A 25,468-nucleotide genomic window follows, 5' to 3' on the forward strand; every position below is an offset into this window, starting at 1 on the left:
GACTATGGCTACAATTCATGTCGATGGAAAATCGTATGAAGTCAACGGCTCGGAAAACTTGCTACAAGCATGTTTGAGTCTGGGCATCGACATCCCATATTTTTGTTGGCATCCATCCTTAGGTTCGGTTGGTTCTTGCCGTCAATGTGCCGTAACTCAGTATGCAAATCCTGAAGATACGCGCGGACGTCTTGTAATGTCATGCATGACGCCAGCATCTGACAATACCTATATCTCGATTGAAGACAAAGAAGCAACGGATTTCCGTGCGTCTATTGTTGAATTCTTAATGACGAATCACCCACACGACTGTCCAGTATGTGAAGAGGGTGGTCACTGTCATTTACAAGATATGACTGTAATGACAGGTCATGACCGTCGTCGTTATCGTTTTACAAAACGTACGCACTATAACCAAGAGCTCGGCTCATTCATCGCGCATGAAATGAACCGTTGTATTGCTTGTTATCGTTGTGTTCGTTACTACAAAGACTATGCTGGTGGTACGGACTTTGGTGTATATGCCAATGCATCACGTGTTTACTTTGGTCGTCCAGAATCAGGTACTTTAGAGTCTGAATTCTCTGGTAACTTGACTGAAGTATGTCCAACAGGTGTATTTACCGACAAGACTCATTCAGAGCGCTATAACCGTAAATGGGATATGCAATATGCACCAAGCGTGTGTCATGGCTGTTCTTCAGGTTGTAACATCTCTCCGGGTGAGCGTTATGGCGAAATCCGTCGTGTAGAAAACCGTTTCAATGGTTCGGTTAACCAATACTTCCTTTGTGACAAAGGCCGTTTTGGCACAGGTTATGTAAACCGTGCAGACCGTCCACGTCAGCCACAATTCCGCAATGGTGAAACAGTAGCAACTGTTTCTGTTGATCAAGCATTAGATCAAGCAATTGCGAAACTTGAAGGCAAAAAGGTTTTAGGTATCGGTTCACCACGTGCAAGTTTAGAATCAAACTATGCATTGCGTGAGCTTGTAGGCCAAGCAAACTACTCAACAGGTATTGCACAAAAAGAGCAAAATCTTGTTGAGCTTGCAGCTTCAATTATGCAAACAGAGGGTATTTACAACCCGAACATGCGTGAAATTGAAAGCTACGATGCAGTATTAATTTTGGGTGAAGATTTAACTCAAACTGCACCTCGTATGGCATTGTCAGTTCGTCAAGCTGCGAAAAACAAAGCTCGCGAAATGGCTGCAAAAACACGTACACCAGATTGGTTAGCTGAGCCTGTACAACGTATTGGTCAGGAAGCAAAATCTCCGATCTATATTTTGGCTGCAACTCAAACTCGTCTTGCTGATGTTGCAACTGGTGAAGTTGTTGCATCTCCAAACGACATCGCGCGTTTAGGTTTTGCGGTGGCTGCGGCAGTTAAAGGTGAAGTTGTAAGTGGTTTAGATGACGATGCAAAAGCATTTGCTCAAACTATTGCAGACACTTTAAAAGCAGCAAACAAACCGTTAATTATTGCGGGTACAAGCTTGCAAGATGCTTCAATTATGGAAGCAGCAGCAGAGTTAACGCAAAACCTTGGTTCAAAAGCTGGTTTAAGCCTTGTTGTTCCTGAAGTGAACTCTATGGGCTTGGCATTGTTTGGCGGTTTAAGCCTTGAACAAGCATTTGCTCAAGACTACGACACACTTGTTATTGTTGAAAATGACTTGTTCCGTCGCTTACCAGCTGCTCAAGTTAAAGCAGCACTTGATAAAGCTGAAACAGTTATCGTACTTGATCACAGCGAAACAGAAACTGTGAAACAGGCTGATATCGTTCTTTCAGCAGCAAGCTTTGCTGAAGGTGATGGTACTGTTGTAAGCCAAGAAGGTCGTGCGCAGCGTTTCTACCAAGTTTACGATCCAAGCTATTACAAACCTGAATATGCGATTAAAGAATCTTGGCGTTGGTTGCATGCCATTGAAACTGGTCTTAAAGGTAAGCCAGTTGATTGGACATTGCTTGATGACGTTATCGAAACTATCGTTAAAAATGTTCCGGTACTTGAAGCAATTCAAGATGTTGCACCAGATGCAGGCTATCGTGTACATGGTTTGAAAATTGCGCGTGAACCACGTCGTTATTCTGGTCGTACAGCAATTCGTGCACCTTTATCGGTTCATGAACCTAAACAACCAACAGATCCAGACTCAGCATTAACATTCTCTATGGAAGGTTATGTTGGTCCACAAAAAGCATCTTCACTTGTACCGTTTGCGTGGGCTCCGGGTTGGAACTCTCCACAGTCTTGGAACAAATACCAAGATGAAGTGGGTGGTCACTTAAAAGGTGGTGATTCAGGCGTTCGTTTATTCGATCGTTTAGCAAAACGTCCAGCACGTAGCTATGTTGCTCCAACTGCGGTGGTTGCAAACCCTGAAAGTTTCCGTCTTGTACCAATGCATCATATCTTTGGTTCTGGTGAATTCACGATTAAAACACCTGCAATGGAAACTCGTATTCCTGAGGCTGTATTTGCTGTGGGCGAACAAGATGCAACTCGTTTGAACCTACAAGAAGGCCAACGTATTACAGTGAAAGCAGGCGAAACGACAGTGAGCTTACCTGTACAAGTAATTGAATATTTACCTACAGGTTATATCGGTTACCCAGTTGGTTTAGCGCCGACAGTATCGTTAGCTGAGCCTGTTTCAGTGGCATTAGGAGTGTAATTCATGAATCAAGAAATTATACGTCAAACGCCACTTTGGGCTGAGAACTGGCCAATTGCCTATGCTGTAGTGCAAGCAGTGGTTATTTTGCTTGTAGTTGTTCTTGTTGCTGCGTTGATGTCTTTTATTGAACGCCGTTTACTTGCTTGGTGGCAAGACCGTTATGGTCCAAACCGTGTTGGTCCTGGCGGTATGTTCCAGATCGTTGCCGACATGCTTAAGATCATGTTCAAAGAAGACTGGACTCCAAAATTTGCTGATAAATTAACATTCCGTTTAGCTCCGGCAGTTGCGATGGCAACTGCGGTGCTTTCGTTCATGGTTATTCCAGTAAGCCCTGCATTGGGTGTTGCTGACATGAGCATCGGTCTATTGTTCTTTATGGCAATGGCAGGTATTGCAGTCTATGCCGTGTTATTTGGTGGCTGGGCTTCAAATAACAAATATTCATTACTCGGTGGTTTACGTTCAGCTGCTCAAACAATTTCTTATGAAGTGTTCTTGGGTATCTCATTAATGGGCGTGGTTGCAATCGCTGGTTCATTTAACCTTCGTGAAATTGTTGAAGCACAACGTGATGTTTGGTTCATCGTTCCACAGTTCTTAGGTTTCTTGATTTTTGTGGTTGCTGGTGTTGCGGTAACTCACCGTCACCCATTTGACCAACCTGAAGCAGAACAAGAATTGGCTGAAGGTTACCATGTCGAATATGGCGGTATGAAATGGGGTATGTTCTTCGTTGCTGAATATGTCAACGTTGTACTTATCTCTGCATTGATCGTGACTTTATTCTTTGGTGGCTGGTTAGCGCCATTCAATTTAGAAATTCCATTTATTCCACCAGTATTCTGGTTTGTGATTAAAACAGCATTCTTCGTCATGATGTTTGTATTGGCACGTGGTTCTTTAATGCGTCCACGTTATGACCAAGTCATGAACTTTGGTTGGAAAATTTGTTTGCCATTGGCGTTGGTCAACTTGTTAGTGACTGGTGCTGTGATTCTGATGAATCAGGCCTAGGACAGCAGGGAGTACAAAATGTATAAATTTCTAGCTGGATTCGGATCGATTGTACGTACGTTACTCATGGTATTTAGCCATGCAACACGTAAACGTGACACGATTTTATATCCAGAAGTACCGGCTGAACAGATTGTGCCGCCACGCTTTCGTGGTCGTATCGTATTAACGCGTGACCCAGACGGGGAAGAGCGTTGTGTGGCATGTAACCTTTGTGCGGTTGCGTGTCCGGTTGGCTGTATTTCATTACAAAAAGCTGAAAAAGAAGATGGACGTTGGTATCCGGAGTTTTTCCGTATCAACTTCTCTCGTTGTATTTTCTGCGGTATGTGTGAAGAAGCATGTCCAACAACAGCGATTCAAATGACTCCAGATTTCGAGTTAGGCGAATACGTACGTCAAGACCTTGTATATGAGAAAGAAAACTTACTCATTTCAGGTCCAGGTAAATATCCAGACTACAACTTCTACCGCGTAACCGGTATGGCAATTAACGGTAAAGAGAAAGGTCAAGCACAAAAAGAAAGTGCACCAATCGATGTACGGAGTCTATTACCATGATGTGGCCGTTTTATTTGATGGCGCTCGTGGCCATCGTTTCTACGGTTCGTGTAGTTACTAACACGAACCCTGTACATGCATTGCTGAGTCTGATTGTTTCATTACTTGCTGTTGCTGGTATTTTCATGATCGTAGGTGCGCCGTTTGCCGGCGCCCTCGAAATCATTGTTTATGCTGGTGCAATTATGGTCTTGTTCGTATTCGTTGTGATGATGCTTAACTTAGGGCAACACACGGTTGAACAAGAGCGTAAATGGCTTTCTTCAGATGCTTGGGCATATCCAGCACTTATGAGCTTTTTACTTGGCTTGCTTTTAGTTTGGATGCTTGGTGGTGAATATACAACCATCTCTGCACCACTTGGCGCACAAGTAATTGGACCAAAAGTTGTTGGTCAAGCGCTCTTTACACACTATTTATTATTGGTTGAAGTTGCCGCGATGTTGTTGCTAGCAGCCCTTGTTGCAGCATACCACTTAGGTAAACGTGAACCAGGTGCAGAAGAGGAAAAAGAATAATGGGCCAGATCCCTTTAGAACATGGTTTGATTGTTGCGACCATTCTTTTTGCACTCGGTTTTTACGGTGTAATGGTGCGACGCAACCTACTATTTATGTTAATGAGCCTTGAGATCATGATGAATGCTGCTGCGTTGGCATTCGTTCTTGCGGGTAGCGTATGGGCACAACCAGATGGACAAGTAATGTTCATTCTGATTTTAACCCTTGCTGCGGCAGAGGCGTGTATCGGTCTTGCGATTGTCCTTCAGTTCTATCATCGCTTCCATCATTTGGATGTGGATGCTGCTAGTGAGATGCGCGGATGAGTTATTTATATCTAACAGTATTATTTCCGCTAATCGGTTTTATTTTATTGGCGGCAGGGCGTGATAAGCTCTCTGAAAATGTTGCAGCAATTATTGGTGTAGGTTCTGTAGGTTTATCTGCATTATTTGCATTAATTGCTGGTATGGCATTTACCAACAGCGGCCAGCAGGTTTTTGTTCAAAACCTTTGGACATGGTTCAATGTTGGCGGTTTCGCTCCTGGCATTAGCTTACATTTAGATGGCTTATCTTTACTCATGATGGGCATGATCACTGGTGTTGGTTTCCTAATCCACATCTTTGCATCATGGTACATGCGTGGTGAAGAAGGGTATGCGCGCTTCTTCTCTTACTTCAACCTGTTCGTTGCAAGCATGCTTGTGCTTGTATTAGGTGACAACTTAGCGTTGTTATTCTTAGGTTGGGAAGGCGTAGGTCTTTGCTCTTATTTGCTCATCGGTTTCTATTATGCAAACCCTGCAAATGGTTGGGCAGCGATCAAAGCATTTACAGTTACCCGCGTAGGTGACGTATTCTTACTTATCGCTTTATTCTTGCTTTACCAACAATTTGGTACGCTAAATACTCAGTACATCGTTGAACATGCAGCAGAAGTAATGACGAAGAGTTCGTCACTTACAATCTGGACGGCATTAATGTTGTTCTTGGGTGCGGCTGGTAAATCTGCTCAAATTCCATTGCAAACATGGTTGGCAGATGCGATGGCAGGTCCAACACCTGTTTCTGCATTAATCCACGCAGCAACGATGGTAACGGCTGGTGTGTACTTGTGCTGTCGTCTATTCAGCGTATTTGAGCTTGCGCCTCAGGTGATGCAGTTCATTTCGGTAACAGGTGCTGTAACTTTATTAGTTGCAGGCTTTGCAGCTCTTGTACAAACAGACATCAAACGTATCTTGGCTTACTCAACAATGAGTCAGTTAGGTTATATGTTCATGGCTGTAGGTGCTGAAGCGTATCAAGCTGGCTTGTTCCACATGTTGGCTCACGCATTCTTCAAAGCATTATTATTCTTGTCTTCTGGTGCAGTTATTCTTGCTTACCATCACGAACAAAATATTTTCAAAATGGGCGGTTTGTTCTACAAGAACAAATTCCTGTTTGCATGTTTCGCGATTGGTGGTGGTGCATTAGCAGCTATTCCATTCTTAACAATCGGCTTCTTCTCTAAAGATGCGATTCTTGGTGAAGTTTGGGTACAAGGTCAATCAATTGCTCTATACCACAGCTTATATTGGGCTGGTGTAGCAGGTGCGTTCCTGACTTCAATCTATACGTTCCGTTTAATCTGGGTTGTATTCTTCGGTAAAGAAAATACGCATTACCATGAGATTAAGGGTGCAACGTATTGGGCGCCATTAGGTATCCTGGCTGTATTGTCTACTTTCGTGGGTGCTGTATTAAAAGCTCCAGTAGCAGGCATTTTAAATACTGCAAAAATTCCTGAATTTCATGTAGCTGAACAATTTGTAGAAGGCATGCATAGTGCAGAACACTTAGCAGTTGGTATTGCACTTGTTGGTTTAGCAGTTGGTATTGGTTTGTTTGCATTTGCTTACGGTGCAGTAAAATCGTTTGCAAAAACAAGTCTTGGTGCTGGCTTAGCTCATATTTGTCGTACTGCATTTGGTTTTGACGCGTTGTATGACATCGTTTTTGTTAAACCTTATTTATTCTTCGCCAAACTATTTGGTCGTGATCCAATTGATGGCTTGTGGCTTGTGCTTCCTGCGCTTGTTAAAGGCGGAAACAGTTTTACAAGCTCACGTCAAACAGGTTCATTGCGTGAATACGCATCAAGCATGTCACTCGGTGTAGTGGTGTTATTGATGATCTTGATCGTTATTCAGGTAGTGGGGAAATAAAATGGAAAACAATTTAATTTTACCCGCGCTGATCCTTGTTCCGTTCATTGCAGGTTTTACTTGTTGGTTAGTCGATAAACTCGACAAAACTTTGCCACGCTGGATTGCCTTAATTGGTATGCTCATTACTTTGGGCCTCGGTCTTGCACTTTGGCAAAGTGGAACTTACAGCTACGAGATGGGTTCAAAAGTCCCAACTTGGACTGCTGAGTTCTATTTACCTTGGATTCAATCTCTTGGTATTGGCATTCACTTAGCTGTGGATGGTTTATCTTTACTCATGGTGTTATTAACAGCTTTACTGGGTGTACTTGCTGTTGGTTGTTCATGGGGTGAGATTCAAAAGAATGTCGGTTTCTTCCACTTAAACTTATTATGGAGTTTAGGTGGCGTGATTGGCGTGTTCTTGGCAATCGATTTGTTCCTATTCTTCTTCTTCTGGGAGATGATGCTTGTACCAATCTACTTCTTGATTGCGTTATGGGGTCACAAAGGTTCAAACGGCCGTTCACGTGTTTACGCTGCAACTAAGTTCTTCTTATATACTCAAATCGCTGGTTTAGTAATGTTAATCGGTATCCTTGGCCTTGTGGTCTATGGTTACATGATGACTGGTATGATCGGTTTTGATTACAACTATTTATTAGCTGTAGCGAATCGTTTACCTGCTGGCTTTGCGTATGGTTTCATGATCTGCTTCTTTATTGGTTTTGCAGTGAAGTTACCAGTATTCCCATTACATGGCTGGTTACCAGATGCGCATGCTCAAGCTCCTACAGCAGGTTCTGTAGACTTAGCGGGTATCTTGATTAAAACAGCAGCGTACGGTTTGCTTCGTTTTGTAATTCCATTCTTCCCGGCAGCTTCTGCACAGTTCGCAGATATTGCGATTATTTTCGGTTTGATTGGTATTTTCTACGGCGCTTGGTGTGCTTACCAGCAAACTGATATGAAACGTTTACTTGCGTATACGTCGATTTCACACATGGGTTTCATTTTACTTGCAATCTATGCAGGTAATATTTTGACCTTCCAAGGTCTAATGATCATGATGTTGGCACATGGTTTGTCATCAGCTGCATTGTTCATTATGTCTGGTCAAATCTATGAACGTTTACATACACGTGATTTACGTTTAATGGGTGGTCTTCGTGGCCAGCTTCAGTACTTACCATTTTTCTTAATGTTCTTCGTGGCTGCTCTTGTGGGTGTGCCAGGTTTAGGTAACTTTATTGGTGAATTCCTGATTTTGATGGGTTCATTTAATAAATATCCTGTCTTCACGATTCTTGCTTCTATCAGCCTTGTATTTGCAGGTTTGTATGGCTTGATCTTGATTCACCGTGCTTTATTTGGTGAACCGAACCCTGAACAAAAGCAACACTACGCTAGTCCATTGAAAGACTTATCTGCTCGTGAAGTTGGTATTTTGATGATTTGTGCGATTGGTCTCGTTTGGCTTGGTATCTATCCACAAACATTCTTGGATGTATCTCATTCAAGTATGCAGTGGTTCGTCAATAGTTATGTACCAGTACAAGAAGTCGTTGAAACTGTTCAGCAAACAGCTACTCAACTTGACCATGTGGAGATCCAATAATCATGAACTTCACAGTATCATTCGCTACGCTTATGCCTTTAGCACCAGTGATGATTGTTGCTTTAACAACAGTCGTCGTTATGTTGTTAATCTCAATTAAGCGTAACCATAATTTAATCGCAACAACGTCTGTTGTTGGTTTAAACCTTGCTGCACTTTATATCTTGTTAGAACTATTTGGCGGTAAATTTGTACCGGCAAATGTGATGGGCATGTTTATGGTTGATCCATTTACCATGTTCTATCAGTTCATGATTTTAGTTGCATCTTTGGCGTGTTGTACTTTGTCTCATGCTTACATTGAGACTTATAAAGACAACCGTGAAGAATTATATCTTTTGTTACTTGCTTCTGTAGCAGGTGCAATGTTGATGGTTGCAAGTTCTCACTATGCATCATTCTTCATTAGCCTTGAGTTAATGTCGATTCCTATATATGGCTTACTTGCTTATACATATCAACGTAGTCAGTCGCTCGAAGCTGGTATTAAATACCTTGTACTTTCGGCAACTGCTTCTGCAATGTTGTTGATGGGTATGGCATACATCTATGCTTATACAGGTTCACTTTCATTCTATGATTCTGTTCAAGCTTTATTTGGAGCAATCAGACAGCCAATGGTGTTATTAGGTTTAGCACTCATTATTTTTGCTGTTGCATTCAAATTGTCGCTTGCACCGTTCCATAAGTGGACACCAGATGTATATGCAGGTGCTCCAGCTCCAATGGCAACTTTCTTAGCGACTGCTGCTAAAGTTGCGACGGTTGGTTTGTTTGTTCGTTATTTGCTTGCTTCTGGCGCAATTATGGTGAACTCGTTAGTGACTGTTTTGACAATCATTGCTGTATTGTCAATTTTAGTCGGTAACTTGCTTGCTGTTCGTCAAGTGAACTTAAAACGTATTTTGGGTTATTCATCTATTGCTCACTTTGGTTATTTGTTAATTGCTTTAATTAGCATGACATATGCAAGCTTGGGCAGCGTAACTGTGTATGTGGTGACTTATGTATTAACGACAATCGGTGCCTTTGGTGCGGTAGCGTTAATGTCTAGTCCATATAACAATGTAGATGAAGCTCAAAGTCTTGCAGACTACCGTGGTTTGTTCTGGCGTCGTCCAGTACTTACAGCAACATTAACAGTCATGATGTTATCTTTGGCTGGTATTCCATTAACAGCAGGCTTCATTGGTAAGTTCCTTGTTGTTATGGCTGCTGTAACGACTCAACACTGGTTCTTGGCTGCAGTAATTATTGTAGGTAGTGGTATCGGTTTGTACTATTACTTACGTGTGATGGTTGTGATGTACATGACTCCACCTGAAACTCCTCGTATCGATGCTGATGCTCATTGGGGACAAAAAGTGGGTGGTTTAATGGTATTAGCTGCTGCTGCATTAGTAATCATTTTGGGTGTATATCCTGATCCAATGATTAACTTGGCATTAAAAGCAGAAATTTTATCTCCATTACATTTCATGCTTTCACAGCAACAATAATTCTTGTGTACAAAAAAGCCTCCAAATATGGAGGCTTTTTTTTATTGATAGTTAAAAAAAGATTATAATAAATACGTTTTTATATTTTTAGGTAACATCTGTGGCCATTCAAGAAATTCGTCACCCACTTATTCGTCATAAATTAGGTTTATTACGTCGTGCTGACATTAGTACTAAGAATTTCCGTGAGCTTGCTCAAGAAGTGACTATGTTATTGACATATGAAGCGACCAAAGACCTACCAGTTGTGGATTGTGAGATTGATGGTTGGGCTGGTAATGTTACTACGCAGCGTATTGCTGGTAAAAAAATAACGATTGTGCCGATTTTACGTGCTGGTATCGGTATGCTTGATGGTGTGCTTAACCTGATTCCAAGTGCAAAAGTAAGTGTGTTGGGCCTTGAGCGTGATGAAGCAACCCTAGAAGTTCGTACTTACTATAAAAAGTTAGTACCAGATGTCGCTAATCGTATTGCAATGATCATCGACCCAATGTTAGCAACCGGTAACTCTTTGGTTGCTGCAATCAATGTGCTAAAAGCAAGTGGATGTAAAGATATTCGTGTTATGGTACTAGTTGCGGCTCCTGAAGGAATTGCAAAAGTAGAAGCAGCACATCCAGATATTCAGCTTTATACAGCGTCTATCGATGATGGCTTAAATGAGCAAGGTTATATTGTTCCTGGTTTAGGCGATGCTGGCGACAAGATTTTTGGTAGTGTTCAAAAAGATTAATTTTTGAAATAGTAATAAAAAGAGACTTCATTAAACCGTATAATTTTAAAGACGGAATTGTGAGTCTCTTTTTTATTTACCGCAACGATTGCATTGGAAGAATAGGGGAAAGATCATGAAGCAAGAGTTTTATATTGGACGAGTAAAACAATACAACGCCGATAAAGGGTTTGGTTTTATTTCGACGACTGAAGGAGATATTTTCTTTCATATTTCTGATTTCCCTGCTGAAGAGGGTGAACCGAAAAAAAATGAAAAAGTAAGATTTCTGGCTGCAGATAATCAGGGTAAATTTAAAGCGATCAAAATTGAGCGTGTTGATCCAAACCCAGCAAAAACCAAAAAGAATAAAATTGCGGATCACAATAAAGCGATCACAAGTGAGTTATTGTCGAATTTCCGACGTTAAGTTAATGATGAAGATCAGGCTCTAAGCCTGATCTTCATCACAGAATTTTAAAAATGCTTTAAGCCCTGGACCTTGATATTTTTGGCGATGCACTAGCATATAAAGGGGACGAGTCAGTTGCCAAAATGGCGTATCTAAAATAACAAGCTGACCTTTTTCACTTAAAGGTTCAATTGCTAATTTCGAAATACAAGACATTCCTAAACCGCCAGCCACTATTTTTAAGATTGCTTCATTGTGACCAAGCGTTAAGCGAATGTTGGCATCAGGTAGATCTTGTAATATTGCATTATCGAAGACTTCACGAGTACCTGAACCTTCTTCGCGTAAGATCCATTCCACATCATGAAAATCTTGAGGAGTGAGTGGGCGATTTAAACGTGTTAAAGGATGATCAGGAGAGCAGCATACAGCTAACTCATCATCGCGCCAATGAATACATTGGAGTTGAGGTAAGTGACAAGACCCTTCGATTAAAGCTAAATCTAGTTGGAACTGATTTACGGCTTCAATCATTTGGCGTGTGTTACCCACTTGAAGTTGTAAATGTGCTTTTGGATGACGCTGTAAAAAGTTTGCCATTAAATCAGGCATTAAATAGTCACTGATGGTTAAAGTGGCCCCAATACGTAAATCAATACTCTGTAGCTCACCTTTGGCAGCTTGCTCAAAAGCTTCACAGCGACCTAAAATTTCTAATGCTTGAGGCAGTAAAAAACGTCCAAGATCATTAAGCTGTAGACGCTTACCTAAACGATCAAATAAAGGCGCCCCTAAGCCGTCTTCTAAATCGGCTAAAGCCATACTTGCTGCACTTTGCGTCAGTCTGACTGCATCACTGGCTTTAGTAACGGTTCCTTCTTGGGCGACTGCTACAAAAACAGCCAACTGGCGTAATGTCATCCGCATGTTTAAAAAGCCTTAACGTTTAAAAGTATTCATTATTTCGACTGTCATGCTAACATGAGCGCACTATTTCATGCCACGTTGAAAGTATGTCAATTGAAAAATTTAGCGTAGAAAAAGTTTTATCAGTTCATCGTTGGACCCCAACACTTTTCAGCTTTACCATGACTCGTCCTCCACACTTTAAATTTACCGCAGGTCAGTTTGCGCGTATTGGTTTAAAAGTGGGTGATGAACTGGTTGTCCGTGCTTATTCGGTTGTATCTTCTCCGTTTGATGAAACGCTAGAATTTTTCTCAATTGTTGTGCCCGACGGCGCTTTTACTTCGAATTTACAGCATTTGAAAATTGGTGATGAGCTTTATCTGGAAAAAATTCCATATGGATATCTCACCTTGGCACGTTATCAGCAACCTTTACCGCATGATTTATGGCTCTTGGCAACAGGTACAGGTTTAGCACCATTTTTGTCGATGCTACAAGACTTTGAGACTTGGTCTAATTATCAAAAGATTAATTTGGTCTACAGTGTTCGTACAGCAGATGAATTAGCTTATGTCGATCGTATTCAAGAGATCGCTGAAACTTTTGGGGAAGGGCATACGGGATTTAAATTTATTCCAGTGATTACCCGAGACTCATCTGCGCCATTGCATGAACGTTTACCTGTTTTAATTGCAAATGGTGAACTAGAAAAAGCAGCAGGTTTAGAACTTAAGCCAACAACCAGTCACGTCATGTTATGTGGAAACCCACAAATGGTTGATGATACCAAAGAGGCTTTAAAACGCCGTGGGTTGACAATGAATCGTCGTGGTGAAGGAAATATTGCGGTAGAAAATTATTGGTAATAACTCAAAAATAAAATTTTTATGGATATGTTTATTAATGGACAAACATATCCATAAATTCACGAATCTCTGAAATTGCACTGTCTACATCAGTTGAAAGCCAAGTGGGCTCAAAAAGACCTGCATAATGTTCAAGACGATCTTGTGGAACGACTAAGCGAACAGGGCAATCTTCTTCAAGTAAACGCCACGGTAAAATCGGAACTTCATTGTCCAAGAAAATATTGATATTACGAATATCAACAATCATGGCATTAATGCAGTCAGGAAATGGCATCACTGAAAATTCTTCAGTACGACGACGAAAATACTCGAGATCACCCCATTTAAGTTCATAGCTCGGTTTATTAAATTCAATAATACCAATGAGATGCTCGTCTCTCGTCTGATGTAAGTAACATTGATGCGTGACGTCAGTGTCGAGATCAAGTGTTACGTTTTGCTGACGATACATCATAAAATTGATTAGCTTTAAAACAAGGGGGCTTATTATAGCCTATTTTATAAAAAGTAAGCGCTAAAACATATTGTATTACAAATCGAACTTCGATGAATATTTTGAATAAGCAGATATTATTTTTTTAATAGTCAAAATTAATTTGGCTAAATTTTATACTAATTTAATTATTTTAAAAGTAGAGTTTTGCAAACATAGTCACCTACGCATAATGCTTTTTCACACAATGCAACAAATCAAATTGTTATGATGAATATAAAGTTAATGATAATAGAAGAGGGGAAGAAGATGCATGATTTTTCAAAACCACCTCATGTGACGAGTCCTGAAGAGACTGCAAAAAAAAGAAGATTGCCAGTTTATATTTTAATTATTGTAGGGCTTTTTCTTCTTGCGCTTATTGTTTATATGGTTTCTGAACATAACCAATCACCAAAACAAGAAGCAGCTTTTCAACATGAGACTGCACCACATGTAATAATGGGTACTTCTGATTTGAAAACTTACAAAGGATAGTAAGCCGAACAGTATATCTCGATAGAAAGCCTTTAGGATGTGACCTGAAGGCTTTTTTTGCAATCTTTTGCAATATTTTGTTGTATTTATGCAGAAGAATGTTGATTGAAAAATATTCAAAACATAAGGTGATACAGACCACATTTATTATCATTTTTTACAACGAACAGGTGTTTTTCATTTATTGATAACACTGAAAAGAACATAACAATTGAGGACATAACAATATGAATGAATTTTTAAATGGCCCTCACGGCGCTCAGTTTGATGCGATGTATTACTGGGATCAGTTCCATCCTATTTTAGCTGCTATTGTCATCTTACTGGTTGGCTGGATAATCGCTTTATTGGTTGCGGCAGGTGTAAAAAAACTTCTGCAAAAAGTAAATACAAATGCCAGATTATCTTCAGCTACAGGACGTGCTCCAAATATAGAAGGCCTTATCTCTAAGGTCGTATTTTGGTTTATTTTGATTCTTGCGGTTGTTGCTGCATTAAATGTGCTCAACATCAGTGGAGTCAGTGGTCCGTTCAGTAATATGGTAAATCAGGTACTCGTTTATATACCGAATATTATTGCTGCCGTGGTCGTGGGTTTTATTGGTTGGATTGTTGCTCGACTGGTGCGGGCAGGAGTTACCAATGTTTTATCCAGAACTCAACTTGATGACAAATTAAGTAATGAAGTGGGCGTAGGGGGAATTAGTCAGAATATAGGTGAAATTCTTTACTGGCTTGTACTATTACTTTTCCTTCCAATTGTTTTATCGATATTAGGATTAACAGGCTTACTCATTCCAGTTCAAAATATGGTGAATGAGGCAATTGCTTTCTTACCTAATATTTTCATTGCTGGCGTTATCGTTTTTGTTGGTTATATCTTGGCAAAAATTGTACGCGGTATTGTTGAAGGTCTAATTAATAGCTTGGGTGTTCAAGCGCAAGCGGAAAAAATAGGTCTTTTCAAAAATTCTAATGTAGGCAAATTCTTAGGTTCATTTGTTTTTGCCATTATTATCATTACTACATTGATCGTAGCATTTGAAGCATTAGGTATTCAGACTATTTCTCAGCCAGCAACAGCGATGCTGAATGAAATTTTACAGGCAATTCCAAACATTATTGCTGCTGGTTTAATTTTACTGGTTGCTTATATTGTTTCTCGTTTTGTTGGTCGCCTAGTTGCAGAGCTAATTGCAGGCACAGGTGTTGATGAAATCCCTGCAAAATTAGATGTACAACGCTTTTTAGGTCAAACGAAAGTTTCTAATGCGGTTGGTTGTTTAATCGTATTCTTTACAATGTTGTTTGCCGTTTCTGAAGCTGCTGACCGTCTTGGTTTCGAACAAATCAGTGGTCTGATTGCAATGTTTATCCATTTCGGTGCAAACATTCTGTTAGGCGCTGTAATTTTGGTGATTGGTTTCTGGCTTGCCAATGTTGTGGCAAACGTAGTTCAACGTGGTGAATATAATAGTTCGCGTTGGTTAGGTAGTTTGGTTCGTGTCTTAATTATTGGTTTAGTACTTGCGCTTGGTTTAAGAGCGATGGGTATTGCCGATTCGATTGTGAACCTTGCATTTGGCTTAACTTTAGGTGCAGTTGCTGTCGCTTTTGCTCTTGCATTTGGTTTGGGTGGTCGTCAACCAGCGGAAAGACTTTTATCTGATTTACTAGATAAAGCGAAAAAAGAAGCAAATCAACCAAATCCTTTATATCAGCCACCTTCTAGTACGACTGGTAGTACGACTGGTAGTACAGTTTCATCTACTACTGCGTCAACAACGACCACATCTTCACCAACAACGACAACTTCACCAGTTCCATCTGATTCAAAACCAGCAGATTCTTCACAGGTAAACCCAGCACAACCACCGGTAAATAAACCATTTGGTTCTACGGGCGAAAATGACGAAATTTAGTAGGTGAAACTAATTTTCAGATAAAGCGTACAAAAAATCTTTGATTTTTGTGATAAGTTCGACCACTCTATATGAGTGGTCGTTCTGTCTTTGACAGCTATAAAAACAAATAAGTGAGGAAAATACGATGAAGAAACCTGGTCGTTTTTTAGCACCTGTTGTAATTGCTGGGATTACCGTAGGTTTTTTAGCTAGTGCTTATAAATTTGTATTTAACAAATCTAATTCATCAAAACAGGCAACATCGCATCAGCGTGATTCTGAAAAATCGTCAAATGATGCAAAAGCTAAGAACTAGCTCATCATTTAAACATATTGCGCTGCTGCATAAGCGGAAGACCAAGCCCATTGGAAGTTATAACCTCCTAAATGGCCAGTCACATCAAGTACTTCTCCAATAAAGTATAGTCCTTTCTGCTTTTTGCTCTCGAGTGTTTTAGATGAAACTTCGGTTGTATCAATTCCACCTAAAGTAACTTCGGCAGTACGATAACCTTCTGTACCTGATGGTTTTACTGCAAAACCGTGTAACTGCTCGGCAATATGTTCAAGCTGTGCATCACTGATATTGCCAATTGCTGTTTCACTATGCTCTGCCCAGATGAGTTGTTGTAGCTCTTGTACAATACTCTTGGCAGTAAATTCATTCAGAAGGGTACGCAATAAAACTTTAGGCTGTGCTTTCTTTTTGTCTTTTAAATAAGCTGCTAAATCTTGGCTTGGGAAGAAGTCGATTTTAAAACTCTCCCCAGTATTCCAATAGTTAGATAGTTGGAGGGAACTTGGTCCACTTAAACCGCGATGGGTAAATAATAATGCTTCAGTAAAGCTATTTTTTGAGTTGCTTAACGTGACATCTAAAGCATTACCACTTAAGCGTGTGGTCACTTCTTTAATATGATCTGAAAAAGTAAATGGAACGAGACCTGCACGAGTTGGGAAAACTGTATGTCCAAATTTTTGTGCGAGTTCATAGCCAAATCCAGAACCACCCAAAGTCGGAATAGATAAGCCACCCGTAGCAACGACTAATGACTCACAGCTAAAACGGCCTTGGTTCGTGTGTACAGAAAAACCGCCTTGTTCTAATGGGTCGATCTGTCCAACTTCACAATGGGTTTGAATTTCAACATTGTTGGTTTTATTACACTCACTCACCAACATCTCTAAAATTTCTTTAGCACCGTTTAGCGTAAATAATTGCCCGTGTTTACGTTCTTCATAGGCAATTCCATAATCACATACCAGCCCAATAAAGTCCCAGTTGCTATAGCGTGATAGGGCAGAAATAACAAAGTGCGGATTATGGGAAATATAGTTATCAGGCTCTACATACAGATTGGTAAAGTTACACTTGCCACCACCTGACATTAAAATCTTTTTACCAATTTTATTGGCTTTTTCTAAAATTAAAACCGAGCGCCCTCGTTTAGCAGCATGTGCGGCCAACATGAGTCCAGAAGCACCTGCACCTAAGACAATGACATCGACATGACTGTTAGACATAAGAGATTCTCGATTAATCGTGAAAATTAAAAAGGGGCATATACTACCATGTCAGCACTTACTCGTGCTAAAGACATTTATGAGAGTAGAGAAAACGTTAACTAAAAATGAGTGAACTATTGGTGCGATTTATTTCTTATATCGGCCTGTAAACCACCAGAATGAATTGCCAGAATACGAGTTCCTTCAGAAAAGTAATTATTCTTTATAAGATCAATCAGACCGAACATCATTTTTCCTGTATAGATTGGTTCGAGAGGAACGGCATATTGTGCTTCAAAACTTTCAATAAAGGCTAATAGTTCAGGTGACGTTTTCGCATAACCACCGCAGCAATAAGCATCTGTGAGAGACCAATTTTGTTTTTTTGTCCACTGCCTAATTTCTTGTTGTAAAAAATCACCTTTTAAGGCCGAGAAACCTAAAATTTTTTGATGTGCTGAACTTCTTTCAATAAGACCTGAAATCGTTCCGCCAGTTCCCACTGCACAGCAAATCAGATTATATTGCTCTAAATCATACTCACTAAGAATTTCCTGACAACCTTGTACTGCTAGCTGATTGGTGCCACCTTCAGGAATAATAAAAGTTTCAGGAAATTGATGACCTAGCTTTTGAAGATAATTTGCGTCATCTCGCAAGCGATACTCATTGCGTGAGACAAAATGTAGCTGCATTCCCAGACTTTGAGCTTTAGCTAGTGTTGGGTTCAGAGGCTTACTTGCTAACTCTTCACCGCGAATAATTCCAATACTGTTTAAGCCAAAAAGATGAGCCGCATAGGCCGTTGCAGCAATGTGGTTTGAATAAGCTCCACCAAAGGTCAAAATACGTGATAAATCTTGTTGTTTTGCGGCAAGCAAATTGTATTTTAGTTTGAAAAACTTATTGCCCGAAATTTGAGGGTGAACTAGATCTAACCGTTTAATGTCGAGATGAACAGATGAAGAGAGTTCAATGTGCTGGTAGGAAATAGGTTGGGCAATGTGATCAAACATTAGAAATTGAGAAAAATAATGATTGATCACATTGTAGCGTTTTAAAGAGAACTTTAAAAAGCGGATTAAGAGCTTGTATCGACAGAAGTAATCACTGACATGCCAGGGCGTAAGTGTTCCATTCCTTCCTGATTTGGGTCTATGGTGATGCGTACAGCAATACGTTGAACAACTTTAGTAAAGTTACCTGTTGCATTGTCAGGTTTTAATACACTGAATTCTGAACCTGCAGCAGGTGAGATTTGCTCAACATGTCCTGTAAATTTTTTATGGTTCATTGCATCGACTGTAAACCATGCTTTTTGCCCAATTCGCATATTGGCAATTTGAGTTTCTTTAAAGTTGGCAATTACCCAAGTTTGCTGTGGAATCAGATAGAGCAATTGTGAGCCTGCTGCTACATATTGCCCAATACGTGGGTTTACCTCACCAAGTTGACCGTCCATAGGGGCAACAATAACGCTATAGTCTTTGGTGGTTTGTGCTTGATCTAACTGTGCCTTAGCACTTGAAACTTGTGCTTCTAAGCCTGCTTCAGCAACCTGTGCGGTTTTCAATGCCTCGTTTGCAACTAATACATTTGCTTCTGCCTGTTTGAGGGCTGCAAGGTTATTTTCAGCATCTGCCGCGGCTTTATCTTGCTCAGATTTAGAAGCTGCTCCACTATTTCCTAACTGTTGGTAGCGTCTAAGCTGAGCTAAAGAAAGTTCGTATTGAGCCTTTGCTTGATCTACTTTGGCTTTCGCTGCAACAATATCTGCTTGTTTCTGAGCAATAGATTGAGTTTGATTGGCTAAAGTATTTTTAGCTTGCTCAACCCCAGAAGCTGCCTGAGTTACTTTTTGGTCGTAAGTGGTTGCATCAATATGCATGAGCACTTGACCTTTTTTAACATGGTCAAAGTCTTTCACTAATACATCTTTAACGTAACCGTTAATTTGTGACGATAAAATCGTGGTTTTACCTTTGACATAACTATTGTCAGTTTGCTGAACACTCGTTGCAAACGGTCCAATTCTCCATGCCCATAAAATCACTAAAATACCCACTATAAGCACACCCAGCATCCATAATAGGGTTGAGCGATTTGTAGGAATCAGTTTACTTGCAGGTGCAGGTGCAGGTGTTGGCTCGTTGGCAGGTGCCTGAGCAGGTGTTTGTTCCGGTTTGTTTTGATCATCTGACATATATCAATCTCAATTTCTATTTCATCGATAACGAAAGCCTTTAAGGACGGCTAATTCCTCTGCGTTGTAGATATTTACTACGTGCAATATTAAAACTACCCCATAAAAGGAGTGCGATGGCAAAAATACCGTTTAATGCTATAACATCATTGTAGGCACGAACCTGAGCTTCACGCGTGACCACCTGATTAAGTGATCGCATAGCTTGAGCGGTTTGTAAGCTAGGGTCATTTGTTGTGATGGCTGCGCTGCGTTGATAAGTGGAGAGCCTTTGAGAAACTAATGGATCGGATTGTTCTAAATCTTTAATAATCTCGACTTGATAGTTTTGTGTGCGGTGTTGTTGATAGGTCGAGAAGAAAGAAGACCCGACAAGACCACCAAAGGTTTGTGTTGCAGAGAACAAGACAATAAAAGTCACCACATATGAAGGACCTTTAGCAAGTGTTTGTGCAAAGCCAATAAGCAGTAATGGTCCAATAAATAAACCACCAGCAAAGCCGACTAAGAACTGACTTGCAAAGAAGTTTACAGGTCGAACATCACTGGTTAGGTGATAATCTAGGCCACAGGCCACCAGAATTAAAAACTCAGCAAACAGTAAATGGAAGATAATGCGTTCGCGTGAAAAAGTAAGCGCACTAAATAATGTTCCGCTTAAAATACCAATGAATATCACAACATAAAGCGGTACAAACTGATCAGGGCCCATTCCCATAGCTTTTAAAAAATTAACAGCAGCATAGCTTTGCTCGGACATTAAAAGTCGAATAGCAAAAGCACCAAAAATAAAGCGTAAGGTTGAAGCAGTACCTAACCAGCGTGTCATGATTAATGGATTGGCACGATAGTGTTCATAAAGCAAACCAAGAACAACTAAGCTAAAGCCAGCAATTAAAATGTAAGCAAGCCATACGCTATTAAACCACCATAGAATTGGACCTTGCGTCAGTACAATACATAAACATGCAAAACCTGGGGCTAGTAAAGCAAAGGTAAAGAAATCTTGTTTCTCAAAAACATAAATACGTAAGCTACGTGGTAATTTCAATGAAACCACCATGGCTAAACAACAAATTGCTAAACCAAGCTCAAATGTGTAAAGAACAGACCAACTGTCTGTACTCACAAGAAATGGAGAAATAATCCAAGCGAGGGGAACACCTAGCTGTTGAAAACCAAAAGCGATATATATGCCTTTTGCCATGTCTGCTTTTTTAAAAGCTTGCATGGTGTAATACATACCTAACGAGCTGAGTGGTGCGCCTGCTAAACCCGCAACAACTCGCGCGAATAGCGCCATTTCGTAGGTATGTACAAAAATGTGCAGCACCAGAACCGCAATAAAAATCACGAGTCCTATTTCTGAAAATACTCTTAAGCCATACTGTTGTCGGGCTTTAAACAAAATCAGGTTTGAACTGACATTTGCCATAACATAAGCAGCAGGGAGCCAAGCAGCTTCGGAAGGGGTCAGTCCATATTCACCTTGTATTAAAGGTAAATTTGCCGTGATAAAGCCATTACTTAAGCTTGCTGAAAGAGCAACGAATAGTCCAATAAAAAAATAGATAAAACGTTTAGGTACAGAATGTGCAATCGCTGCTGGAGAGCCAGGCAGAGTCGGTTGTTCTTCTGGTGTCCAGTCGGGTGGTGTTTCTAAATAACGAGGCGTTTTACTCATTCTATCCCTCGAATTTTTTGTACTTGAAAACCATGAAATAATAATTCAAGTGCTCGTTTTGCTAAGCGGGTCTGTTCTTCAGGTTCATGTCCCTGAAATGAAGAACCTAACATTGCAGTGACCATTGCATAGTCATCAGCAGTTAGATCAGCCCGGCACAATTTTTGTTCTATCGCATTTTCTATCAGTGGCTTAAGTGCATTATTCCGCCGTTCATAAATTTTTAACATAATTGGATCTTGTCGATCAATCACTCTCCAAAAATCTTGCAAAATTGCGAGCTTGGGGAGTTGTGCAATATGTCCTTCAATTAAACGAAATAAACCATCTTCGAATTGTTGAAAATGAGCAGCTTTTTGCTCTAGCTGTGTAATCGCGCGCTCCAAAAGAGCACTAATTAAAGCTTTGCGATCACAAAAATTGCGGTAGAACGTAGCTCTGCCGACACCGGCATGGTCAATAACGATTTGTAAGGGCACATTAATGCCATGAATACGAAAACATTCTTCAGCTGCATTGAGTAATTCATCCCGATTGTGGGCAGCAATTTTTTGACGTTTACTCATGTCATCGGTTAGGGAGTTTTAAAGGTGATATATTTAACGGACATTTTTGTCCGTTGTGAAGAGATAAATTGTAAAAACATGAAAATTCAATTTTCATCATTTATATATTTTCCGTTTTTATATCTGCTGTAAAAAGCTGTTAGAATATCGCGCAATTGCATGATGCTAGGCTAATACAATGTTTGAGTCCGTTGTTCCTCTTTTTTCAATTGCGATGGCATTGATGCTGGGAGCGATCAGTCCTGGGCCAAGCTTTATTTACGTCGCGCAAAATTCAATTTCAAAATCACGTAAACATGGCTTATTTACAGCATTAGGGACAGGTACAGGTGCCGCTCTTTTTGGTTTTCTAGCCGTTATGGGATTACAAGCAGTTTTGTTAGCTGTACCTTCTGCTTATTTAATTTTAAAAGTGGGTGGTGGGCTGTATCTGCTTTGGCTTGCTTTTAAAATTATTAAACATGCCAAAGAACCGATTGCTATTGAAAATGATGCCAAGTCGAAAATGACTTATAAACAGGCATATCGTTATGGCTTAATTACTCAGTTAAGTAACCCGAAAATTGCAGTTGTTCTAGCGAGTGTTTTTACTGCTTTACTGCCGAAAGAAATCCCAAGTTATTACTATGTGGCTTTACCAGTAATCTGCTTTATGATTGATGCGGGTTGGTATTCATGTGTTGCGATGCTGCTTTCTTCAGAAAAGCCTCGAAAAATGTATTTAAAAGCAAAAACTGGTGTTGACCGAGTTGCTGGAAGTATTGTTACTTTATTAGGCTTAAAACTAATTTTCTTCAAATGATAAGCCTTTAATTAAAATATCTAAAAAATCCAAAGCCAGCTCTATAGAGGCTGGCTTTATTTTTGCGCAAAATATATACAAATTGAAATATCTTTTTTAGTACTTAACTTCTTTAAAAGTGGTAACTTAATAAATAAAACAAAAAGAAATGAGGATCACGTTATGAAAAAACTAATGGTGAGCATTTCTGTAGTTTTTCTCATCTTAACTACAGGATGTGAGATGAGAACGATGAGCAAGCAACAACCAGCCAATGAACGAACCATGAGTATTGTTGGTACTCCAGTTCATGAAAAAGATTATAAGATTTCTGATTTACAAGCGAATAATCACGAGCATTCCAACTATTAAGTACCGATGGATACATCACTTACTACATTTTAAATGTGGTAAGTGAATATAACCTTAGACCATTCAAACAGAATGGTTTTAGGAAAACTGGTTTTAAACCATCATGTAATGTAGAGCCTAAAAGATTTTTATTTTTATCAAATTACGATATTAGAAATAAAAAAGCTTCCAATTAAGGAAGCTTTTTTATTAAGGCAGATTAAGAAACTTTATCGCCAGGTTTTGCACCGCTATCTGGTGAAATAATGAAAATACCTTCACCATTTCCGGCAGCAAGTACCATTCCGTTTGAAATACCAAAACGCATTTTACGTGGTGCGAGGTTTGCAACCATAACCACTAATTTGCCTTTTAGATCTTCTGGAGCGTATTGGCTACGAATACCGCTGAATACATTACGTGGTTCAGCTTCGCCAACGTTTAAAGTAAGTTGTAGTAATTTATCAGAACCTTCAACTGTACCTGCTTCAACTACTTGAGCAACACGTAAGTCAACTTTTAAGAAATCTTCAATACCAATAATTTCAGCTTCACCAACTGCTGGAATTGGGGCTGCTTTTTTCTCAGCAGATTTATCTTTTTTCGTAGCTGCTTTTGTTGCTTGTGGAGCAGGGGCACCTAAAGACTCTTTAGAAGCATCGACCATTGCAGCTACCGCTTTAGGATCAACACGTTGCATAAGTGGCTGGAACTGCGCAATCTCATGGTTTACAAGAATTTGTTTGCGTGAATCAAAATCAAAACTTTCAAGTTTTAAGAAATCTTGAACTTGCTTCGCCAAAGTTGGAAGAACTGGTGCTAAGTACACTGCTAATTGACGGAATAAGTTGATACCAACTGAGCAAACTTCAAGTACTTGTTGTTCTTGGCCTTCTTGTTTCGCAAGTGCCCAAGGTTTTTTCTCATCAATGTATTGGTTTGCACGGTCAGCAAGCGCCATAATTTCACGAATCGCTGTAGAGAATTCACGTGCTTCATAGGCTTTAGCAATTGAATCGCCTGCATCAATAAAGCTTTGTACCAATTCAGATTCAGCGCATGTAGCTGAGAGTGTATTGTTAAAGCTGCTATTGATGAACTTTGCACAGCGGCTAGCAATATTAACGACTTTACCGACTAAGTCTGAATTTACTTTCTGAACAAAGTCATCAAGGTTCAAGTCAGAGTCTTCAACTTTATCTGAAAGTTTAGAAGCAAAGTAGTAACGCAAATATTCTGGGTTTAAATGTTCTAAGTAAGTCTCGGCTTTAATGAAAGTACCGCGTGACTTAGACATTTTTTGTCCATTTACAGTCAAGAAACCATTTACAAACAAGCCTGTTGGAGTGCGGTAGTTGGCACCTTCAAGCATTGCAGGCCAGAATAAAGCATGGAAATAAACAATATCTTTACCAATAAAATGGTAGACATCATTTTGGCTGTCTTTTTTCCAGAAATCATCAAAGTTTAAGTCTGGACGTTTAGTTTTGATGTAGTTTTCAAAACTAGACATATAACCGATCGGGGCATCTACCCAAACATAGAAATATTTGTTTGGTGCATCTGGAATTTCAAAACCAAAATAAGGAGCATCACGAGAAATATCCCAGTCTGCTAAACCAGCTTCAAACCATTCATCTAACTTGTTAGCAATTGAAACAGGTAAGCGGCCTTCATCACGAGTCCATTTCTGCAAATATTCTGCAAAATTTGGCAGCTTGAAGAAATAATGGTCTGATGATTTTTCAACTGGGGTTGCGCCACTTAAAGTTGAACGAGGGTTAAGTAACTCGGTCGCATTATAAGTTGTGCCGCAGACTTCACATGAGTCTCCGTATTGATCTTCTGATTTACATTTTGGGCATGTACCCTTAATGAAACGGTCAGATAAGAACATCCCTTTTTCTGGGTCAAATAATTGAGTTACAGGACGAACTGCAATATTTCCAGCTTCACGGTTTTTAATGTAAATATCAGTTGAACGTGCTTTATTCGAATCGCTATGCGTTGAATCGTAATGATCGAAATGTACGCCGAAGCCATCAAAATCACGGATATGTTCTTTTTGAACATTCGCAATTTGCTCTTCTGGGCTAATACCATTTGCTTCGGCACGCAGCATAATGGCTGTACCGTGAGCATCATCCGCACATACATAAGTCACGTCATGACCCATTGCCCGCATGGCACGAACCCAGATATCTGCCTGGATATAACCGAGTAAATGACCCATATGAATTGGACCATTAGCATAAGGGAGGGCATTAGTGACTAAAATTTTACGCACGGATTTCATTCTCTCATTCGTATTTATAAGGTGGAAGATTTTAACTGATGCAGGGAGATAAGCAAAGATTAATAATCTTTGGCTCAGCATAAGAGACATCTATAAAAATGGATGTGAAGTCAAATGTTGTTTCTCTTTAGAACAGATAAACAAATCGAAAAATATTTGAATCTTCCTGTATTGTCTTTGTTTCAAATTGCAGTTACGGTCAGAAAATAAATCATAACGAT

At 39.9% G+C, this 25,468-nt stretch carries 24 protein-coding genes; 16 read left to right on the forward strand and 8 right to left on the reverse strand.

Annotated features, from left to right (window positions below; genetic code table 11):
* Positions 1-4: 4 nt before the first annotated feature.
* From nuoG to ABLB96_RS06370, 10 genes are all read left to right on the forward strand, one after another.
* On the forward strand, positions 5-2,689 hold the full coding sequence (gene nuoG, locus ABLB96_RS06325; RefSeq protein WP_348895950.1) for an NADH-quinone oxidoreductase subunit NuoG: 2,685 nt from the start codon (positions 5-7) through the stop codon (positions 2,687-2,689).
* Positions 2,690-2,692: 3 nt separating this feature from the next.
* Positions 2,693-3,709: an NADH-quinone oxidoreductase subunit NuoH gene (gene nuoH, locus ABLB96_RS06330; RefSeq protein ID WP_348895949.1), complete on the forward strand. Its 1,017-nt coding sequence runs from the start codon at positions 2,693-2,695 to the stop codon at positions 3,707-3,709.
* An 18-nt stretch (positions 3,710-3,727) separates the two neighbouring features.
* On the forward strand, positions 3,728-4,270 hold the full coding sequence (gene nuoI, locus ABLB96_RS06335) for an NADH-quinone oxidoreductase subunit NuoI (RefSeq protein WP_348895948.1): 543 nt from the start codon (positions 3,728-3,730) through the stop codon (positions 4,268-4,270).
* Entirely contained in the window at positions 4,270-4,788 is a 519-nt protein-coding gene (nuoJ, locus tag ABLB96_RS06340; protein ID WP_014205902.1) for an NADH-quinone oxidoreductase subunit J, read from the forward strand. Before nuoI ends, nuoJ begins: the two co-directional genes overlap by 1 nt.
* Positions 4,788-5,096 carry an NADH-quinone oxidoreductase subunit NuoK gene (nuoK, locus tag ABLB96_RS06345; protein ID WP_000529822.1) on the forward strand — a complete coding sequence of 103 codons (309 nt, stop codon included), beginning with the start codon at positions 4,788-4,790 and terminating at the stop codon, positions 5,094-5,096. The genes nuoJ and nuoK overlap by 1 nt, the downstream gene beginning before the upstream one ends.
* Positions 5,093-6,982 carry an NADH-quinone oxidoreductase subunit L gene (gene nuoL, locus ABLB96_RS06350; protein WP_348895947.1) on the forward strand — a complete coding sequence of 630 codons (1,890 nt, stop codon included), beginning with the start codon at positions 5,093-5,095 and terminating at the stop codon, positions 6,980-6,982. Before nuoK ends, nuoL begins: the two co-directional genes overlap by 4 nt.
* A 1-nt stretch (position 6,983) precedes the next feature.
* Entirely contained in the window at positions 6,984-8,582 is a 1,599-nt protein-coding gene (gene nuoM, locus ABLB96_RS06355; RefSeq protein WP_348895946.1) for an NADH-quinone oxidoreductase subunit M, read from the forward strand.
* 2 nt (positions 8,583-8,584) lie between these two features.
* Positions 8,585-10,081 (forward strand): NADH-quinone oxidoreductase subunit NuoN, encoded by a 1,497-nt coding sequence (gene nuoN / locus ABLB96_RS06360; protein WP_348895945.1) that lies wholly within the window; start codon positions 8,585-8,587, stop codon positions 10,079-10,081.
* A 100-nt stretch (positions 10,082-10,181) separates the two neighbouring features.
* Complete coding sequence (gene upp / locus ABLB96_RS06365; RefSeq protein WP_348895944.1) at positions 10,182-10,817, forward strand: uracil phosphoribosyltransferase; 636 nt, start codon at positions 10,182-10,184, stop codon at positions 10,815-10,817.
* 115 nt (positions 10,818-10,932) lie between these two features.
* The gene (locus ABLB96_RS06370) at positions 10,933-11,226 is read left to right on the forward strand and encodes a cold shock domain-containing protein (protein ID WP_348895943.1); all 294 of its coding nucleotides are present in this window, start codon (positions 10,933-10,935) and stop codon (positions 11,224-11,226) included.
* A gap of 21 nt (positions 11,227-11,247) precedes the next feature.
* Here the strand turns inward: ABLB96_RS06370 and gigC are convergent, their stop codons facing one another.
* Positions 11,248-12,135 carry a LysR family transcriptional regulator GigC gene (gene gigC / locus ABLB96_RS06375; RefSeq protein ID WP_272268386.1) on the reverse strand — a complete coding sequence of 296 codons (888 nt, stop codon included), beginning with the start codon at positions 12,133-12,135 and terminating at the stop codon, positions 11,248-11,250.
* 86 nt (positions 12,136-12,221) lie between these two features.
* Between gigC and ABLB96_RS06380 the strand changes: the two genes are divergently transcribed.
* Entirely contained in the window at positions 12,222-12,983 is a 762-nt protein-coding gene (locus ABLB96_RS06380; protein WP_348895942.1) for a ferredoxin--NADP reductase, read from the forward strand.
* A 34-nt stretch (positions 12,984-13,017) separates the two neighbouring features.
* Here ABLB96_RS06380 and ABLB96_RS06385 read toward each other — a convergent pair whose 3' ends face one another.
* Complete coding sequence (locus tag ABLB96_RS06385; protein WP_171073847.1) at positions 13,018-13,437, reverse strand: hypothetical protein; 420 nt, start codon at positions 13,435-13,437, stop codon at positions 13,018-13,020.
* 291 nt (positions 13,438-13,728) lie between these two features.
* On the opposite strand from ABLB96_RS06385, the gene ABLB96_RS06390 reads away from it, so the two are divergent.
* From ABLB96_RS06390 to ABLB96_RS06400, 3 genes are all read left to right on the forward strand, one after another.
* Complete coding sequence (locus ABLB96_RS06390; protein ID WP_348895941.1) at positions 13,729-13,956, forward strand: hypothetical protein; 228 nt, start codon at positions 13,729-13,731, stop codon at positions 13,954-13,956.
* Between the two features lie 227 nt (positions 13,957-14,183).
* Complete coding sequence (locus tag ABLB96_RS06395; protein WP_348895940.1) at positions 14,184-15,878, forward strand: mechanosensitive ion channel; 1,695 nt, start codon at positions 14,184-14,186, stop codon at positions 15,876-15,878.
* Positions 15,879-16,005: 127 nt separating this feature from the next.
* Positions 16,006-16,176, forward strand: coding sequence for a hypothetical protein (locus ABLB96_RS06400; protein ID WP_348895939.1), 171 nt, complete (start codon positions 16,006-16,008; stop codon positions 16,174-16,176).
* Positions 16,177-16,184: 8 nt separating this feature from the next.
* Here the strand turns inward: ABLB96_RS06400 and ABLB96_RS06405 are convergent, their stop codons facing one another.
* The 5 genes from ABLB96_RS06405 to ABLB96_RS06425 form a co-directional block, all read right to left on the reverse strand.
* Positions 16,185-17,384, reverse strand: coding sequence for an NAD(P)/FAD-dependent oxidoreductase (locus ABLB96_RS06405; RefSeq protein WP_348895938.1), 1,200 nt, complete (start codon positions 17,382-17,384; stop codon positions 16,185-16,187).
* A gap of 116 nt (positions 17,385-17,500) precedes the next feature.
* Positions 17,501-18,382 carry a pyridoxal-phosphate dependent enzyme gene (locus ABLB96_RS06410; protein ID WP_348895997.1) on the reverse strand — a complete coding sequence of 294 codons (882 nt, stop codon included), beginning with the start codon at positions 18,380-18,382 and terminating at the stop codon, positions 17,501-17,503.
* A gap of 65 nt (positions 18,383-18,447) precedes the next feature.
* Positions 18,448-19,569 (reverse strand): HlyD family secretion protein, encoded by a 1,122-nt coding sequence (locus ABLB96_RS06415; RefSeq protein WP_348895937.1) that lies wholly within the window; start codon positions 19,567-19,569, stop codon positions 18,448-18,450.
* A gap of 40 nt (positions 19,570-19,609) precedes the next feature.
* On the reverse strand, positions 19,610-21,253 hold the full coding sequence (locus ABLB96_RS06420; protein ID WP_348895936.1) for an MFS transporter: 1,644 nt from the start codon (positions 21,251-21,253) through the stop codon (positions 19,610-19,612).
* Complete coding sequence (locus ABLB96_RS06425; RefSeq protein ID WP_348895935.1) at positions 21,250-21,819, reverse strand: TetR/AcrR family transcriptional regulator; 570 nt, start codon at positions 21,817-21,819, stop codon at positions 21,250-21,252. Before ABLB96_RS06425 ends, ABLB96_RS06420 begins: the two co-directional genes overlap by 4 nt.
* Before the next feature lie 178 nt (positions 21,820-21,997).
* Here ABLB96_RS06425 and ABLB96_RS06430 point away from each other — a divergent pair, with 178 nt between their 5' ends.
* Together ABLB96_RS06430 and ABLB96_RS06435 are read left to right on the forward strand one after the other, a co-directional pair.
* Positions 21,998-22,621 carry a LysE family translocator gene (locus tag ABLB96_RS06430; protein ID WP_348895934.1) on the forward strand — a complete coding sequence of 208 codons (624 nt, stop codon included), beginning with the start codon at positions 21,998-22,000 and terminating at the stop codon, positions 22,619-22,621.
* 162 nt (positions 22,622-22,783) lie between these two features.
* Complete coding sequence (locus tag ABLB96_RS06435) at positions 22,784-22,972, forward strand: NF038215 family lipoprotein (RefSeq protein WP_348895933.1); 189 nt, start codon at positions 22,784-22,786, stop codon at positions 22,970-22,972.
* 199 nt (positions 22,973-23,171) lie between these two features.
* Here the strand turns inward: ABLB96_RS06435 and metG are convergent, their stop codons facing one another.
* Positions 23,172-25,238 carry a methionine--tRNA ligase gene (gene metG, locus ABLB96_RS06440; protein ID WP_348895996.1) on the reverse strand — a complete coding sequence of 689 codons (2,067 nt, stop codon included), beginning with the start codon at positions 25,236-25,238 and terminating at the stop codon, positions 23,172-23,174.
* Between the last annotated feature and the right edge of the window lie 230 nt (positions 25,239-25,468).

Source organism: Acinetobacter sp. XH1741, from assembly GCF_041021895.1.
Taxonomy (GTDB): Bacteria; Pseudomonadota; Gammaproteobacteria; order Pseudomonadales; family Moraxellaceae; genus Acinetobacter.

Bases quoted from the DNA above. Each gene is read 5' to 3' on its own strand.
- nuoG (WP_348895950.1), top strand. From the start codon at position 5: ATGGCTACAATTCATGTCGATGGAAAATCGTATGAAGTCAACGGCTCG.
- nuoH (WP_348895949.1), top strand. From the start codon at position 2,693: ATGAATCAAGAAATTATACGTCAAACGCCACTTTGGGCTGAGAACTGG.
- nuoI (WP_348895948.1), top strand. From the start codon at position 3,728: ATGTATAAATTTCTAGCTGGATTCGGATCGATTGTACGTACGTTACTC.
- nuoJ (WP_014205902.1), top strand. From the start codon at position 4,270: ATGTGGCCGTTTTATTTGATGGCGCTCGTGGCCATCGTTTCTACGGTT.
- nuoK (WP_000529822.1), top strand. From the start codon at position 4,788: ATGGGCCAGATCCCTTTAGAACATGGTTTGATTGTTGCGACCATTCTT.
- nuoL (WP_348895947.1), top strand. From the start codon at position 5,093: ATGAGTTATTTATATCTAACAGTATTATTTCCGCTAATCGGTTTTATT.
- nuoM (WP_348895946.1), top strand. From the start codon at position 6,984: ATGGAAAACAATTTAATTTTACCCGCGCTGATCCTTGTTCCGTTCATT.
- nuoN (WP_348895945.1), top strand. From the start codon at position 8,585: ATGAACTTCACAGTATCATTCGCTACGCTTATGCCTTTAGCACCAGTG.
- ABLB96_RS06370 (WP_348895943.1), top strand. From the start codon at position 10,933: ATGAAGCAAGAGTTTTATATTGGACGAGTAAAACAATACAACGCCGAT.
- gigC (WP_272268386.1), bottom strand. From the start codon at position 12,135: ATGCGGATGACATTACGCCAGTTGGCTGTTTTTGTAGCAGTCGCCCAA.
- ABLB96_RS06380 (WP_348895942.1), top strand. From the start codon at position 12,222: ATGTCAATTGAAAAATTTAGCGTAGAAAAAGTTTTATCAGTTCATCGT.
- ABLB96_RS06385 (WP_171073847.1), bottom strand. From the start codon at position 13,437: ATGTATCGTCAGCAAAACGTAACACTTGATCTCGACACTGACGTCACG.
- ABLB96_RS06390 (WP_348895941.1), top strand. From the start codon at position 13,729: ATGCATGATTTTTCAAAACCACCTCATGTGACGAGTCCTGAAGAGACT.
- ABLB96_RS06395 (WP_348895940.1), top strand. From the start codon at position 14,184: ATGAATGAATTTTTAAATGGCCCTCACGGCGCTCAGTTTGATGCGATG.
- ABLB96_RS06400 (WP_348895939.1), top strand. From the start codon at position 16,006: ATGAAGAAACCTGGTCGTTTTTTAGCACCTGTTGTAATTGCTGGGATT.
- ABLB96_RS06405 (WP_348895938.1), bottom strand. From the start codon at position 17,384: ATGTCTAACAGTCATGTCGATGTCATTGTCTTAGGTGCAGGTGCTTCT.
- ABLB96_RS06410 (WP_348895997.1), bottom strand. From the start codon at position 18,382: ATGTTTGATCACATTGCCCAACCTATTTCCTACCAGCACATTGAACTC.
- ABLB96_RS06415 (WP_348895937.1), bottom strand. From the start codon at position 19,569: ATGTCAGATGATCAAAACAAACCGGAACAAACACCTGCTCAGGCACCT.
- ABLB96_RS06420 (WP_348895936.1), bottom strand. From the start codon at position 21,253: ATGAGTAAAACGCCTCGTTATTTAGAAACACCACCCGACTGGACACCA.
- ABLB96_RS06425 (WP_348895935.1), bottom strand. From the start codon at position 21,819: ATGAGTAAACGTCAAAAAATTGCTGCCCACAATCGGGATGAATTACTC.
- ABLB96_RS06430 (WP_348895934.1), top strand. From the start codon at position 21,998: ATGTTTGAGTCCGTTGTTCCTCTTTTTTCAATTGCGATGGCATTGATG.
- ABLB96_RS06435 (WP_348895933.1), top strand. From the start codon at position 22,784: ATGAAAAAACTAATGGTGAGCATTTCTGTAGTTTTTCTCATCTTAACT.